Annotated in this window: 14 protein-coding genes; 13 read left to right on the top strand and 1 reads right to left on the bottom strand. The window is 38.2% G+C overall.

What is annotated here, in order from left to right:
* The first annotated feature begins 242 nt into the window (after window positions 1-242).
* From V7112_RS03695 to V7112_RS03660, 8 genes are all read left to right on the top strand, one after another.
* Window positions 243-2,141, top strand: coding sequence for a methylmalonyl-CoA mutase family protein (locus V7112_RS03695; RefSeq protein ID WP_335415615.1), 1,899 nt, complete (start codon window positions 243-245; stop codon window positions 2,139-2,141).
* Window position 2,142: 1 nt separating this feature from the next.
* On the top strand, window positions 2,143-4,341 hold the full coding sequence (gene scpA, locus V7112_RS03690; protein ID WP_335415612.1) for a methylmalonyl-CoA mutase: 2,199 nt from the start codon (window positions 2,143-2,145) through the stop codon (window positions 4,339-4,341).
* A complete protein-coding gene (gene meaB, locus V7112_RS03685; RefSeq protein WP_335415608.1) occupies window positions 4,334-5,437 on the top strand; it encodes a methylmalonyl Co-A mutase-associated GTPase MeaB in 1,104 nt (367 codons plus the stop codon). Before scpA ends, meaB begins: the two co-directional genes overlap by 8 nt.
* A 186-nt stretch (window positions 5,438-5,623) precedes the next feature.
* A complete protein-coding gene (locus tag V7112_RS03680) occupies window positions 5,624-6,061 on the top strand; it encodes a BrxA/BrxB family bacilliredoxin (RefSeq protein WP_335415606.1) in 438 nt (145 codons plus the stop codon).
* Between the two features lie 306 nt (window positions 6,062-6,367).
* Window positions 6,368-7,153: a transporter substrate-binding domain-containing protein gene (locus tag V7112_RS03675; protein WP_335415603.1), complete on the top strand. Its 786-nt coding sequence runs from the start codon at window positions 6,368-6,370 to the stop codon at window positions 7,151-7,153.
* A gap of 38 nt (window positions 7,154-7,191) precedes the next feature.
* The gene (locus V7112_RS03670; RefSeq protein WP_335369800.1) at window positions 7,192-7,851 is read left to right on the top strand and encodes an amino acid ABC transporter permease; all 660 of its coding nucleotides are present in this window, start codon (window positions 7,192-7,194) and stop codon (window positions 7,849-7,851) included.
* The gene (locus tag V7112_RS03665; RefSeq protein ID WP_335415600.1) at window positions 7,844-8,578 is read left to right on the top strand and encodes an amino acid ABC transporter ATP-binding protein; all 735 of its coding nucleotides are present in this window, start codon (window positions 7,844-7,846) and stop codon (window positions 8,576-8,578) included. The genes V7112_RS03670 and V7112_RS03665 overlap by 8 nt, the downstream gene beginning before the upstream one ends.
* A 116-nt stretch (window positions 8,579-8,694) precedes the next feature.
* Entirely contained in the window at window positions 8,695-9,648 is a 954-nt protein-coding gene (locus V7112_RS03660; protein WP_335415597.1) for an aromatic acid exporter family protein, read from the top strand.
* A 60-nt stretch (window positions 9,649-9,708) separates the two neighbouring features.
* On the opposite strand, the gene prli42 is transcribed toward V7112_RS03660, so the two are convergent.
* Complete coding sequence (gene prli42 / locus V7112_RS03655) at window positions 9,709-9,801, bottom strand: stressosome-associated protein Prli42 (RefSeq protein WP_149917164.1); 93 nt, start codon at window positions 9,799-9,801, stop codon at window positions 9,709-9,711.
* 321 nt (window positions 9,802-10,122) lie between these two features.
* Between prli42 and mce the strand changes: the two genes are divergently transcribed.
* The 5 genes from mce (at window position 10,123) to V7112_RS03630 (ending at window position 15,308) form a co-directional block, all read left to right on the top strand.
* Window positions 10,123-10,542: a methylmalonyl-CoA epimerase gene (gene mce / locus V7112_RS03650; RefSeq protein ID WP_335415592.1), complete on the top strand. Its 420-nt coding sequence runs from the start codon at window positions 10,123-10,125 to the stop codon at window positions 10,540-10,542.
* A complete protein-coding gene (locus V7112_RS03645; protein ID WP_335415589.1) occupies window positions 10,542-12,092 on the top strand; it encodes an acyl-CoA carboxylase subunit beta in 1,551 nt (516 codons plus the stop codon). Before mce ends, V7112_RS03645 begins: the two co-directional genes overlap by 1 nt.
* A 201-nt stretch (window positions 12,093-12,293) precedes the next feature.
* Window positions 12,294-13,412 (top strand): tripeptidase T, encoded by a 1,119-nt coding sequence (locus V7112_RS03640; protein WP_335415587.1) that lies wholly within the window; start codon window positions 12,294-12,296, stop codon window positions 13,410-13,412.
* A gap of 121 nt (window positions 13,413-13,533) precedes the next feature.
* Window positions 13,534-13,995: a chemotaxis protein CheW gene (locus tag V7112_RS03635; protein ID WP_335415584.1), complete on the top strand. Its 462-nt coding sequence runs from the start codon at window positions 13,534-13,536 to the stop codon at window positions 13,993-13,995.
* A 59-nt stretch (window positions 13,996-14,054) separates the two neighbouring features.
* Window positions 14,055-15,308, top strand: a complete 1,254-nt coding sequence (locus V7112_RS03630; RefSeq protein ID WP_335415582.1) for a DNA polymerase IV — start codon at window positions 14,055-14,057, stop codon at window positions 15,306-15,308.
* Window positions 15,309-15,353 lie beyond the last annotated feature (45 nt).

Below are 15,353 nucleotides of genomic sequence, written 5' to 3'. Positions count from 1 at the left end.
AGAGTGTTCTAGAGGTACACGCAGAAGCAAAATAAGAAGGAGCATGTACCGCAAGAGTGTTCTAGAGGTACACGCTTACGCAGAACTAGAAGAAGTATGTACCGCAAGTTCTAGAGGTAAATCCTAGCTCCATATTTACAGTAACTCCCTTTTAAACTTCCATCTATTCATTGCGACAACCCAATATATATACTAAAATTAATTTATAGGTGAAAGCGATTTCGATAAAAGGGGGAAGCCTTGTGACGAAGCAATCGAAAGAATACCAGAATATTACCTTTCCATCCATAGATTACGAAACATGGAAACAGGAAGCAGAAAAATCATTAAAAGGAAAACCCATTGAAAAATTACATAAACAAACATATGAAAAAATCACACTGAAACCTATTTATACAAAGGAAGACATTCAAGAAATACCGTTTCTAAAAGATATGCCTGGAGAAGGTTCAATGGTACGTGGTTCAAAACTCACAGGTTATGTAAATTGTCCGTGGCATATTAGTCAGGAAATTGACGTAAAAACACTAGAAGATTTTAAAGTGGCCTTAAAGGACGCTCTTCAAAATGGTCAAACAATGATCCATTTTACATTACAACCACAAAATAGCCCGGATGAGGGCCTTGCATTACATAGTCAAGAGGATATCGCAAAAGCATTCGATGGAATTTCACTGTCTAATACACCTGTCCTAATTGATACCGGGACCGATTTATTACCATTTTTATCACTAATTAATTCATACGCAAATACAGATTCCATTAAAGGCACCATCGGGATGGATCCACTTGCGATTTTATCTGAAAAAGGACAGTTATCAATGAAACCAGAAGCTGCCTTTGACCAATTGGCTGAATCCGTTAAATGGGCGATGGAAAATCAACCACATGTAAGAACGATTCTTGTGAAAGGTGACCTATACCATAATGGTGGAGCAAACGCAGTTCAGGAAATTGCTTTTACAATGGGAACGGGAATTGAATATATAAGCGAACTACTTGAGAGAGGGCTTACTGTTGATGATATTGCACAGCACATGACATTTTCTTTTTCAATTGGCTCGAATATTTTTATGGAAATCGCCAAATTAAGAGCAGCAAAAATACTTTGGGCGACAATTATTGAAGCATATGGAGGAACTGGAGATTCTTCTAAAATGCATATCCATGCAAGAACATCAGCATTTACGAAAACCATTCATGACCCATATGTCAATATGCTACGCTCGACAATAGAAGCATTTTCTGCGATTGTAGGTGGAATCGATAGCCTTCATGTTTCAGCCTTTGATGAACCAATCAAGGATTCAGATTCTTTTTCAAGAAGGATTGCAAGAAACACACAATCCATTCTTCGAGAGGAGTCCTTCCTAAATAAGGTGGTTGATCCTGCGGGTGGTTCTTGGTATGTAGAAAAATTGACAAATGAACTGGCAGAAAAAGCGTGGGAACTGTTAGACGAAATTGAATCCCAGGGTGGAATGCTTGAGGCTTTAAAGGCAGGAACTATTCAAGAAAGTATTTCTTCAGTTTTACAAGAAAGACAAAAAAATGTGAACAATCGAAATGACAAAATAGTTGGTACGAATATGTATGCAAATATTCAGGAAAAGCCAATCGGCAATACCAAAACAAAAGCCACATGTGAAAGTAAAGAAGCAGCTATTACAATCAAACGTATAACTCCAGTGAGAATCTCGGAAAGCTTTGAACTACTGCGAAAAGCTTCTGATGACTATCTAAAATCGACGGGTAACCGCCCTAAGGTAGGCTTATTAAATTTAGGTCCCATACCAGAACATAAACCAAGGGCTGATTTTATCTCAGGTTTCTTTGAAGCGGGTGGCTTCCAGGTTGTGAAAAACGATGGATATTTAACTGTAGAAGATGCACTTGAAGGCGCACAAACTATTAATCTAACAGCCTATATTATTTGTGGGAATGACGAATCATACGGAGAAATGGTCCCAGGTATCTGTAATGAACTTAAAAAAACGAACCCTGATATTCGACTTTTTATTGCCGGAAAACAAGAAAATGAACAGTTTTATAGAAACATAGGGATAAATGACTTTATCCATATTGGTACAGATTGCTTTGCATTTTTACATCAATTACAACAAGAAATGGGGGTGAGATAACATGGCCAAAAGACTTGATCTTTCAAATATAAGGCTTAAAAAATCCAATACATCATCCACTCCTGAAAAATGGCGTAAAAAAGTGGAGGAAGAAATCAAGCAAACTTTTGATGATTTACTATTTGAAACAAACGAACAGATTGCCGTAAAACCTTTATATACAGCAGAGGATATGGATGGGATGACTCATCTTGATTACATGCCTGGTGTTCCTCCGTTTTTAAGAGGACCCTATCCAACGATGTATGTGAACCGTCCTTGGACTGTTCGACAATATGCTGGCTTTTCCACTGCAGAGGAAAGTAATGCTTTTTACCGCCGAAACCTTGCAATGGGACAAAAGGGTCTCTCTGTTGCATTTGACTTAGCCACTCACCGTGGCTATGATTCGAACCACCCTCGTGTTGTTGGCGATGTTGGTAAAGCTGGGGTAGCGATTGATTCAATCTTAGATATGAAGACATTATTTGATGGAATTCCACTTGATCAAATGAGTGTGTCGATGACGATGAATGGTGCTGTACTTCCGATTATGGCATTTTATATTGTCACTGCAGAGGAGCAAGGGGTTCCTCCTGAAAAATTATCAGGAACGATTCAAAATGATATTTTAAAAGAGTATATGGTGAGAAATACATATATTTATCCACCGGAAACCTCAATGAGGATCATTTCAGATATTTTTGAGTATACGTCAAAAAACATGCCGAAATTCAATAGCATTAGTATTTCTGGGTATCATATGCAGGAAGCAGGAGCACCAGCAGATCTTGAATTAGCATATACTTTAGCAGATGGGTTGGAATATGTTCGAACAGGTATTAAGAAGGGGATAGATATTGATTCCTTTGCTCCTAGATTGTCTTTCTTCTGGGCAATCGGTATGAACTATTTTATGGAGGTTGCAAAGATGAGGGCGGCACGACTCATTTGGGCACAAATGATGAAAGCCTTCAATCCTAAAAGCCCGAAATCACTGGCATTAAGGACGCATTCACAGACTTCAGGTTGGAGCTTGACTGAGCAAGACCCATATAATAATGTGACAAGAACATGCATTGAGGCATTGGCGGCCGTCTCTGGTCATACCCAATCCCTGCACACAAATGCTCTGGATGAAGCAATTGCACTTCCTACTGATTTTTCAGCTCGAATCGCTCGAAATACGCAGCTATATTTACAGGATGAAACTGGAATTTGTAATGTGATTGATCCATGGGGTGGCTCCTACTATGTGGAAACTTTAACTAGTGAGCTCATGGAACGAGCTTGGAAACATATTGAAGAAATTGAGGCACTTGGTGGAATGACTAAGGCAATTGAAACGGGTCTTCCAAAAATGCGAATTGAAGAAGCTTCAGCAAGACGTCAAGCAAGAATTGATTCCGGTAAAGAGACGATCATTGGTGTAAATAAATACCGATTACAAAAAGAAGATCCAATTGATATTTTAGACATTGACAATACAGCTGTTCGACTCAAACAAATTGAAAGACTCAATGAATTAAAAGTTTCACGTGAGGACAGTAAAGTGGAAGAGGCGTTGGCTGCCATTACTAAAGCAGTTGAAACTGGTGAAGGAAATTTGTTGGAGCTAGCTGTTAATGCCGCCAGAGTACGTGCAACGCTTGGAGAGATTTCAAATGCAGTTGAAAAAGCATCAGCACGGCATAAAGCTGTTATTCGTTCAATTAGTGGAATTTATAGCTCTGAATATTCAAATGAGGACGAGATTATAAACGTGAAGAAAATGACAGATGAATTTTTAGAAAATGAGGGAAGACGCCCGAGAATCCTAATAGCAAAAATGGGGCAGGATGGCCATGATCGTGGAGCGAAGGTCATTTCTACTGCTTTTGCAGATCTAGGCTTTGACGTTGATATCGGGCCATTATTCCAAACTCCAGAAGAAACTGCACTTCAAGCAGTGGAAAATGATGTTCATGTCGTTGGAATGAGTTCACTTGCGGCAGGACATAAAACATTACTTCCTCAGCTAATTGAAGAGCTAAGGAAACTAGGGCGAGAAGATATTATTGTAATAGTTGGTGGAGTTATCCCAGCACAGGATTATGATTACTTAAAAGAGCAAGGGGCCGCAGCTATTTTTGGACCTGGTACAGTAATCCCAGTTGCTGCACAAAAAATAATCGAAGAAATTTATCTTCGCCTAGGGTATGAGGAAGAAGGCAATGACTGATAAAAAAGATAGACCCGTATGGGTGCCGGAAAATGCATCCGATGGTTTTACAACAGAAATTGTAAAGGGGAAAGACCCTAATAACACTTCTGCAAGTGTAAGTAAATTTGTTAAAAAGAAAGGGCGATCAACTGAAGAGTTTGTTCAAGGCATAAGAAATGGTGATCGTGCCATTCTTGCGCAAGCCATTACGCTTGTTGAAAGCAACGCAAAACGTCATGAGGACCAGGCACAAGCTGTTATTAACGAAGTTCTTCCATATACCGGAAATTCAATACGGATTGGTATCACTGGAGTCCCGGGTGCTGGAAAAAGTACGTTTATTGAGAGCTTTGGCTCATATTTATGTGAGCAAGGGCATCGTGTTGCTGTTTTGGCTGTTGACCCAAGTAGTAGTATAACAGGGGGGAGTATACTTGGTGATAAAACACGAATGGATACCCTTTCCCGGAATAAAAATGCATTTATTCGTCCATCTCCATCAGGAGGGACCCTAGGTGGGGTTAATCGAAAAACAAGAGAAACCATTTTACTTTGTGAAGCAGCAGGGTTTGATGTGATTCTTGTTGAGACGATTGGTGTTGGTCAAAGTGAAGTTGTTGTAAGAAGTATGGTAGATTTTTTCCTTTTATTAGTGTTAACAGGTGCAGGGGACGAACTACAAGGCATGAAAAAAGGAGTTATGGAGCTGGCTGATGCTTTATTGATTAATAAAGCAGATGGTGATAATAGGCAGAAGGCGAAGATAGCCCGCGGTGAGTACAATCGGATCCTTCACTATCTACAGCCTGCAACAAAAGGCTGGTCATCGAAGGCCTATACAGCTTCTGCCCTTTATCATGAGGGAATGGAAGAAATGTGGAAAATTATCCTGCGGTTTGTTAAGACGACGAAAGAGTCCGGTGTTTTCGAACAGCGCAGAAACTCTCAAACGAAGGATTGGATTCGTGCAATGATAAAGGATTATCTTGAAACTAGCTTTTTTACCCATCCATCCATAAAATCGCAGCTTCCTAATCTTGAAAACAAGGTTGTGCAGGGAGATTTGAATGTTACATCGGCCGTGAAGGAATTAATTCGGCTTTTTGAAGCATAAAAAAAAGAAGGAGGGCATTCGCTCTCCTTCCATCTAGGGAGTTTAGGGGTATGATCTAGATGTATTAATAGAATACCCTAATCTTTATTTTTTAAACGTAAATTAAAGTACTTTAGATTTGAAATAACATGCACTAAATTGATATTATTTAAATAAGCAAGATATTTTTAAAAAGGAGTGTACAAAATGGAAATAGATTTCAATCTGTTTATGAATGATATAGTACAAACAGCAAGAAAAGAAATTACAGAGGCTGGCTATCAAGAATTAAAAACACCTGAAGAGGTTGATGAAGCACTAAGCCGTAAGGGTACAACTTTAGTGATGGTTAACTCTGTTTGTGGTTGTGCGGGAGGAATTGCAAGACCTGCTGCAGCTCATTCAATCCATTATGATAAGCGACCAGACCAATTAGTAACCGTATTTGCCGGTCAAGATAAAGCGGCAACAGAAAAAGCAAGATCATATTTTGAAGGTTTTCCACCATCTTCTCCATCATTCGCATTAATGAAAGATGGAAAAATTGTTAAAATGATTGAGCGTCACGAAATTGAGGGACATGAGCCGATGGATGTCATCTCCAAATTACAGGAATCATTTGAAGAATATTGTGAGGAAGTATAAGAGGCCGATTAGGCTTCTTTTTTTTGAGATAACTTATAAATTATACAGGTGATAAAGAATCCTTGGTTGCTTTTCTGCTTTAATTGTTTATATCAGTAAAGTAATAAATGCATGCGATTGAACTAAAATAAACACTAATTTTTTCCTCTTAAATCCCTTGTAAGTAGAATAAATGGTTCGCTTAAAGCAAATGATAGAATTATGAATCAATTATTATTTTTAAAAAACATATTGTATATTTATACAGATGTGTTAAAATACAATCTATCGAATAATTATAAGTAAACGACATAGGGGGAAAACATAATGAAAAAGTTTTTACTAGCATTCTTGATTACTATTTTATCAGTTGCAGTTCTAGCTGCTTGTGGGACAAGCGATGATAATACAACAGGATCTGAAGAAGGATCTGACACTAAGAAAGTATTAACAATGGGAACATCTGCTGACTTCCCACCATTTGAAACAATCGATGAGAAAACTGGTGAATATATCGGATTTGACATTGATTTAGCAAAACAAATTGCGGATAAGCTTGGTTATGAGCTAAAAATTGAAAACATGGATTTCGGTGGCCTTATTAGCGCATTACAAGCTGAACGTCTTGATTTTATCATTTCAGGTATGTCTGCAACAGCTGAACGTAAGGAAAGCGTTGATTTTTCAACGGAATACCATAAATCAGGGGAAATGTTTGTTACATTAAAAGATTCTGATGTAAAATCACTTGAAGATTTAGATGGTAAAAAGGTTGGCGTTCAATTAGGCTCCATTCAAGAAGAGGGAGCTAAAAAAATTAAGAAAGAAACACTTAAAAACCTTGAAATCTCTGCATTAAATAAAGCTCCGGAATTAATTCAAGAGCTTAAGTCAGGAAGAATCGATGCCGTATATTTAGATAAAACTGTTGCTATTGGCTTCATTGAAGAATTAGATTTAGCTGGCTTCGATGACCCTACTGAGGCTTCACCAGGGATGGCAATTGCATTTGCAAAAGGCAGTGAGCTTACTGAAGAATTTAATAAAGTTTTAGCCGAAATGAAAGAAAATGGTGAATTAGAAAAAATAGAGAAACAATGGATTGAAGAATAAATTAAATTTTTAATGGAAATGAGGTGTAAGGCATGGGTTTGGATATTGATTTTTCCCGAATCGTGCCTTCAATTCCGTTTATACTAGAAGGGATTGGCATTACCGTATCCTTTGCACTAGTATCGGCAATTTTAGGTTTAATTCTAGGGACAATTTTAGCGGTTTTTAAAATAAGCAAGGTTTCATTTTTAAAGTGGTTTGCGAATATTTATACGTCAATATTCAGAGGAACACCACTTATCCTACAATTGGTTTTAATCTATTTTGCAGTTCCGCAGCTTTTTCACTATGACATTGATAAATTTGCAGCTGGGGTTTTGGCATTCGGATTAAATTCAGGTGCGTATATTTCCGAAATCATTAGAGCAGGAATTCAAGCTGTTGACAAAGGCCAACAAGAAGCGGCGGAAGCTCTTGGTGTTTCGTATCGTCCGATGATGTTGGATATTATCCTGCCGCAGGCAGTGAAAAATATTTTACCTGCACTATTAAATGAACTTGTTACCTTAACAAAGGAATCGGCACTTGTAAGTACGATTGGATTATTGGATATTATGAGACGAGCTCAAGTTGTCGGATCGAATACATTCCGCTATTTTGAACCTTTATTAATTGCTGGTCTAGTTTATTGGATTATTGTTACAATCCTCACATTCCTAGGCGGAAGACTTGAGAGGAGGTTGCGTCGTAGTGAGTAATGATCATATAAAAGTAGAAGGTCTTCATAAATCCTTTGGCAAGCTTAATGTGTTAAAAGGGATTACGACCACCTTTAAACAAGGTGAGGTAGTTGCCATTATTGGTCCTTCTGGTTCGGGAAAATCCACATTTCTAAGATGTTTAAATTTACTTGAAATACCAACCCAAGGACAGATTTGGGTTGGAGAAGATGAGATTACAAATGCAAAGACGAATATTACCAAGGTTCGTCAGCATATCGGAATGGTGTTTCAGCATTTTTATTTATTTCCACATAAGACAGTTCTTCAAAATCTCACTTATGCTCCGATGAAAGTAAAAGGGATATCGAAGAGTGAAGCGGAAAGTAAGGCGATGGAGCTATTAAACCAAGTAGGTTTGTCAGAAAAGGCAAATGAATATCCGAATCGCCTTTCTGGGGGACAAAAGCAGAGGGTAGCAATTGCAAGGGCGCTGGCAATGGATCCTGAAATTATGCTTTTTGATGAGCCGACTTCGGCACTAGACCCTGAGATGGTAAAAGAGGTCCTTAGTGTTATGAAGGGATTAGCTAATACTGGAATGACGATGCTCATTGTGACCCATGAAATGGGGTTTGCTCGTGAAGTAGCAGACAAAGTACTCTTTATGGACGATGGAGTAATTGTTGAAGAAACAACACCAGATGAATTTTTCACAAATCCAAAAAGCCAACGTGCACAGGACTTCCTAGAAAAGGTCCTCTAAAAAGAATGATCAATATGGTCATTCTTTTTTTCGTTGATTTAGCCATAATAAGATTTGTATAGGTAATATATTTTTCCTATAAATATCAATATAATATAATTATTAGGAGACGATTTATGTTTAAAATAGGTTATCGAACTTTAAAAACAGCTATAGGCACGACTATTGCAATATCAATCGCAAAACTAATCGGACTAGATAGCTTTGCATCAGCTGGGATCCTAACGATTTTATGTATAAAAGTAACAAGAAAAAAATCGCTGCAGAGTTCGTGGGAGCGATTTGTTGCGTGTGTTGTTGGAATCTTATTTTCATTTATATTTTTCGAAGGAATAGGCTATCATCCATTAATAATCGGGTTGTTACTCCTACTTTTTATCCCTACTGTGGTTGCTATAAAAGCGAAAGATGGGATTGTAACTAGTACCGTTATTATTTTACATATTTTTTCAGCTGGGAATGTGACGCTTGCTTTGATTGTGAATGAACTAGGGATAATTATTATTGGTATTGGTGTTGCGCTACTCGTTAATCTATATATGCCGAGTGTTGACAAGCAACTTAAGGCATACCAACAAGAAATCGAAACCATGTTTGGAAATATATTAAACGAAATGGTTCACTATCTTCGAACTGGTGAAAGCATATGGGATGGTCGTGAGATAACAGCTATTGAAGATTTATTAAAGAAAGCGAAAAGAATTGCAAATAGGGATGTTGAAAATAGCCTAATTCGAGAGGAAACCTTATATTATACGTATTTTGAAATGAGGGAAAAGCAATTCGAAATTCTGCAAAGGATGTTGCCCACTATTACTTCGATTACTCAGTCGGTTGAACAGAGGGAAATGGTTGCTGATTTTATTATGGAGGTCAGCCAATCCATTCATCCTGGCAACACAGCAGATGTATTTTTGAAGAAACTTGAAGTAATGCGTAAGGAGTTTAGAGAAATGGCATTGCCAGATACTCGAGAGGAATTTGAAACAAGAGCTGCTCTTCTTCAATTTATTAAAGAAATGGAAGAATATTTAATCATAAAAAGATTATTTAAAGGATTGCCGACTTAATTAAATAAAACTAAAGGTGACCTTTTAGGTCACCTTCTTAGACTGTGAATAATCTTTGAATTAAAACCACATTCCTACGCCTGCTAGCAGGGTAGTAATTAGCATTACAGCAATCATTAAATAAACTACAATCTTTTGAGTTTTACGGGACATGTCACCTACTCCCTTCTGCTTACATATTTAATTTTATTCAGCAGAAGTCCCTAACTTCTACTGAATAAAGTTATAGCCTCCGGCGAATGCCACGATTTTTCAAGGGAAAGTTTTCGAGCCATGCTCGAAAAAAATCGGGCGCAAATACGCCAAATCGTATTTGATTAATATTTTACCGTGAAATCCAATGTTGGACAACTATTAAGTACAATCACCCAAAACTGAAAATACACAATTTTTGATGATTTCATGCTAAAATAGACTTATACATATGTGAGCGCATACATTTTTTGAGCGAGCGCTCGTTAGAGGAGTGAAACTATGATTAAAAAGATTGACCATATCGGAATTGCTGTTTCGTCGATTGAAAACTCCCTTCCTTTTTACACTAACATTCTCAATCTTCAAGTTGAAGGAATTGAAGAAGTAGAATCTGAGAAAGTGAGAGTTGCTTTTATCAAAATCGGAGAATCAAAACTTGAGCTGCTAGAGCCTCTTTCAGCAGACAGCCCTATTGCTAAATTTATAGAAAAACGCGGAGAAGGAATCCACCATATTGCGCTAGGTGTTTCTTCCATTGAAGAGCGTATCCAAGAAATAAAAGAACATGGCATTCGAATGCTTGCAGATGAGCCAAAACTTGGTGCAGGCGGTGCGAAAATTGCCTTTATGCACCCAAAATCTACGGGCAGTATTCTATATGAACTTTGTGAGAAACCTAGCAAGGGGGAAACGAAATAATGGTAGATATCTATGAGAAAATTAACGAACTATATGATCGTCGTCGTGAGGTAGAATTAGGCGGCGGTGACGATAAGATTGACAAACAGCATGAAAAAGGAAAATTAACCGCTAGGGAGCGCATAGATTTATTACTTGATAAAGGAACCTTTGTAGAGTTAAATCCTTTTATTGAACATCGCAGTACTGATTTTGGTTTAGGTGATAAAAAAGGACCTGGTGATGGAGTAGTTACAGGCTACGGTAAAATCAACGGTAGACCGGTTTATTTATTTTCACAAGATTTTACTGTTTTTGGAGGAGCTCTTGGGGAAATGCATGCGAAAAAAATTGCGAATGTCATGGACCTCGCTGCTAAAAATGGCGCTCCATTTATAGGTTTGAATGATTCAGGTGGGGCAAGAATTCAAGAGGGGGTTGTTTCCCTAGACGGCTATGGGCATGTTTTTTATCGAAATGCAATTTATTCAGGTGTTATTCCGCAAATCTCTGTCATTATGGGACCGTGTGCAGGGGGAGCAGTGTATTCTCCAGCGATTACTGATTTTGTCTTTATGGTAGAAAAAACGTCTCAGATGTTTATCACAGGTCCGAAAGTAATTGAAACCGTAACAGGTGAAAAAATCAGCTCTGAGGATTTAGGTGGGGCAAGCGTACATAATTCAATCAGTGGGAACGCACATTTTTCAGGGAAAACTGAAGTTGAGGTTCTCCAGCAGGTAAGAGATTTAGTCAGTTATCTTCCTCAAAATAATGAAGAAAAGCCACCAATCCTACCCGTAAAAGAAAATGATGATTATCGACCTGATTTAACAGATATTATTCCTTTTGATGCAGTTAGGCCATATGATGTTCGCAAGATAATTGAACAAGTGGTTGATGAACAATCCTTTATGGAAGTTCATAAAGATTTTGCGAAAAATATAGTTGTTGGTTTTGCAAGGGTAAAAGGTGAAGTTGTCGGTCTAGTATGTAATCAGCCGAAATATATGGCTGGTGGACTTGATATTGATTCGTCGGATAAAGCATCAAGATTCATTCGTTTTTGTGATTCCTTTAATATCCCACTTATTACATTTGAGGATGTAACAGGCTTCTTCCCTGGGGTAAAACAGGAGCATGGGGGGATTATCCGCCATGGAGCAAAGATTTTATATGCTTATTCTGAAGCAACTGTCCCTAAGCTAACTGTCATTCTTAGAAAAGCGTATGGTGGAGCGTATGTAGCATTAAATAGTAAGTCAATTGGAGCTGATTTGGTTTTTGCATGGCCCAATGCCGAAATAGCAGTAATGGGTCCACAAGGCGCAGCCAATATCATTTTTGCACGTGAAATTAATGAAAGTGATGATCCAGAAAAAACACGTGCCGGGAAGATTGAAGAGTATCGTGAAAAGTTTGCTAATCCATATATTGCAGCAAGCCAAGGAATGGTTGATGATGTCATCGATCCTCGAGAAACACGAATTAAAATCGTTCAGGCCTTAGAAATGCTTCGAAATAAAAAGGAATCTCGTCCACATAAGAAGCATGGAAACATTCCATTATAATACAAAGAATTTATTTTTTTAGGATAGTATGATAGGCTAATTTCGAAGGTCTAGCTCCAGGCGCCATCGGCTCTAGGTCACAAGCCAATCGCTTCTGAAGGCAAAGAGCGCCTTCTGTCAGAGCTCGTCTTGTGCTTGTCGCCGATAGGCAGGCGCCTTGCGCTTTTCTTATTAACCTATTCATCTTGGAGGTACATAGTTATGATTAATCAAGAAAGACTTGTTAATGAATTTTTAGAGCTAGTACAAGTAGACTCTGAAACAAAATTCGAAACAGAAATTGCTAAGGTTTTAAAAGAAAAATTCACTGCATTAGGTGTGCATGTTGTCGAGGATGACACAACTGGTCAAACTGGACATGGTGCAGGTAATTTAATTTGTACCCTTGAAGGAACAAAAAATGATGTCGATACGATTTACTTTACATCTCACATGGATACAGTTGTCCCTGGTAAAGGTATTAAGCCTTCCATCAAGGATGGTTATATTGTCTCAGATGGAACGACTATTTTAGGTGCAGATGATAAAGCGGGGTTAGCTGCAATGTTTGAGGCCATTCGTGTTTTGAAGGAAAATCAAATACCACATGGTAAAATAGAATTTATTATTACGGCTGGAGAAGAATCTGGTCTAATGGGAGCTAAAGCTCTAGACCGTTCGATGATCACAGCGAAATACGGCTATGCGCTTGATAGTGATGGTAAGGTTGGTAACATTGTTGTTGCTGCCCCGACCCAAGCAAAGGTTAAGGCGACAATTATTGGAAAAACAGCACATGCCGGAGTTGCCCCTGAAAAAGGTGTTTCTGCGATTACGATGGCTGCAAAAGCCATTTCAAGAATGCCTTTAGGTCGTATAGATGAGGAAACTACTGCCAATATCGGTCGTTTTGAAGGTGGAACACAAACAAATATCGTTTGTGACCATGTTGAAATTTTGGCTGAAGCTCGTTCTTTAATTACAGAAAAAATGGAAAATCAGGTTCAAAAAATGAAAGAAGCCTTTGAATCTGTAGCTGCTGAAATGGGCGGTAGAGCAGAGGTTGAAACTACAGTCATGTACCCAGGCTTTAAATTTGCCGATGGTGACCATGTAGTTGAGGTTGCAAAACGAGCGGTTGAGAAAATTGGACGCCAAAGTGAATTACAACAAAGCGGTGGAGGCAGTGATGCGAACGTTATCGCAGGACATGGAATCCCTACCGTAAACCTTGCAGTTGGATATGAAGAAATCCACACAACAAACGAAAAAATGCCTATCGAAGAACTTATTAAAACAGCTGAATTAATCGTTGCGATTGTAGAAGAAGTAGCAAAATAAGAAAAAGGTGAAATTCCCTTTCCAAAAGGGGGTTTCACTATTTTTATTTCTTTTCGTAAACAGGTACAGTATGATAGAAATAGAATAAAGATTGTCTGTACTTGATAGAGGTGAAGAATTGATGGAAGACCAAAAAGTTGTTGTTTTTTCAGCAGGGAATGAGGAGTTTGGTGTCCCTGTATTAAATGTAATTTCTATAGAAAGGGCACAGAAGCTTAATGCCATACCGCAAATGCCAAACTATATGTTGGGTGTCCTAACCATTCGGGATGAACTGGTACCAATTGTGGATACGGGAATTATTTTATTTAATAAAACAACAAACCATACGGATAAAACGAAGATTATCGTTACTAAAACTGGTACACTCTCAGTGGGATTACTCGTCAATGATGCAAAGGAAATCATTGATATCCCTCAAAATCAATTGAAGCCATTACATTTTACGTATCAGCTTTCTCCATATATAACTGGAGTTGCAACGCTTGAGGAGAGATTACTTACATTACTAGACCCCGGGAAACTATTTAATGGTCTAGAGGGATTTGAAAGAATAGAGGAGCACATTCACAGCCACCAATAGAATAGGTGGCTTTTTCTATGATAAACTATTGATAGTGGATGATTAGGGAAGTGTGAAACATGAAAGAAATGTATCCAAAAAACGGAAAGGTTATTTTACATGTGGATATGAATAGCTTCTTTGCATCGGTTGAAATTGCCTATGACCCTTCCTTACAGGGGAAGCCTCTTGCCATTGCAGGGAATGCTGAAGAACGCAAAGGTATTATAGTCACTTGTAGCTATGAGGCTCGTGCTTTTGGTGTGAAAACGACGATGCCTTTATGGGAGGCAAAACGAAAATGCCCCAATCTCATCGTACGAAAACCCAATTTTGAAAGATACCGCAGGGCTTCACTCGCGATGTTTGATATTCTTCGTTCATATACGGACCTAGTTGAACCAGTTTCAATTGACGAAGGATATCTTGATATAACAGATTGTTATGAAAAGGGGTCTCCAATTGAAATTTCGACCTCCATTCAGGAAACCTTACAAAAAACACTTCTTCTACCTTGTAGCATTGGAATTGCGCCGAATAAATTTCTCGCAAAAATGGCATCAGATATGAAAAAGCCACTAGGAATTACGGTATTGCGAAAGCGGGATGTTCCAACCATTCTTTGGCCGATGGACGTTTCCGAAATGCATGGAGTTGGATCGAAAACAGCTGAAAAATTAGCTACTATTCATATAAAAACAATTGGTGATCTTGCGGAAGGTAATGATATTCAATTAAAGCAGTTGTTAGGTATAAATGGGGAGAGGTTAAAACAAAGAGCAAATGGAAAGGATAATCGACCGGTTGACCCAGACGCCATATCAGAATTTAAAAGTATTGGAAATTCAACAACATTACCATATGACTCAACAGATGAAGAAGAGCTTCTCGGTGTGATAAAAAGACTTTCAAACTCTGTCGGGGCTCGGATAAGACGAAAGGATATGCTGTCAAATAATGTTCAGTTGATGATTCGCTATGCTGATCGAAAAACGGTAACAAGAAGTAGGAAGCTTGAAAATCCAATTGATCAGGATAACGAAATTTTTGAAGCTGCAAAACGTCTTTGGAAAAAACACTGGAACGGGGAACCCATTCGATTATTAGGTGTCACAGCTCAGGAATTGGTTGAGAAACATGAGGCATTTAAACAGCTTGATCTGTTTTCCTATGAAAAAGAAGCGAAAAAAGAACCTTTATTAAAGGCAATTGATAAATTGAAAGATAAGTATGGAAACGAGATTGTGTCGAATGGAATTAAGCTTCCAAAGCATAAAAATCCTCGTAACAACGAACATGGAACAAGCTTCGAGAGAGATTTTTTAAGTGATTAACTTTATTCAGTCTGGGTTAATAGCCTGACTAAATAAAGTTAAAGC

It is taken from the genome of Bacillus sp. JJ1566 (assembly GCF_036962685.1).
In the GTDB taxonomy this organism is placed as follows: domain Bacteria; phylum Bacillota; class Bacilli; order Bacillales; family Bacillaceae_L; genus Ferdinandcohnia.
This window is presented reverse-complemented; position numbering and strand designations above follow the sequence as displayed.

Excerpts from the sequence above, each read along its gene's own strand:
- scpA (WP_335415612.1), top strand. The coding sequence starts at position 2,143 with ATGGCCAAAAGACTTGATCTTTCAAATATAAGGCTTAAAAAATCCAAT.
- meaB (WP_335415608.1), top strand. The coding sequence starts at position 4,334 with ATGACTGATAAAAAAGATAGACCCGTATGGGTGCCGGAAAATGCATCC.
- V7112_RS03680 (WP_335415606.1), top strand. The coding sequence starts at position 5,624 with ATGGAAATAGATTTCAATCTGTTTATGAATGATATAGTACAAACAGCA.
- V7112_RS03675 (WP_335415603.1), top strand. The coding sequence starts at position 6,368 with ATGAAAAAGTTTTTACTAGCATTCTTGATTACTATTTTATCAGTTGCA.
- V7112_RS03660 (WP_335415597.1), top strand. The coding sequence starts at position 8,695 with ATGTTTAAAATAGGTTATCGAACTTTAAAAACAGCTATAGGCACGACT.
- prli42 (WP_149917164.1), bottom strand. The coding sequence starts at position 9,801 with ATGTCCCGTAAAACTCAAAAGATTGTAGTTTATTTAATGATTGCTGTA.
- mce (WP_335415592.1), top strand. The coding sequence starts at position 10,123 with ATGATTAAAAAGATTGACCATATCGGAATTGCTGTTTCGTCGATTGAA.
- V7112_RS03645 (WP_335415589.1), top strand. The coding sequence starts at position 10,542 with ATGGTAGATATCTATGAGAAAATTAACGAACTATATGATCGTCGTCGT.
- V7112_RS03640 (WP_335415587.1), top strand. The coding sequence starts at position 12,294 with ATGATTAATCAAGAAAGACTTGTTAATGAATTTTTAGAGCTAGTACAA.
- V7112_RS03635 (WP_335415584.1), top strand. The coding sequence starts at position 13,534 with ATGGAAGACCAAAAAGTTGTTGTTTTTTCAGCAGGGAATGAGGAGTTT.
- V7112_RS03630 (WP_335415582.1), top strand. The coding sequence starts at position 14,055 with ATGAAAGAAATGTATCCAAAAAACGGAAAGGTTATTTTACATGTGGAT.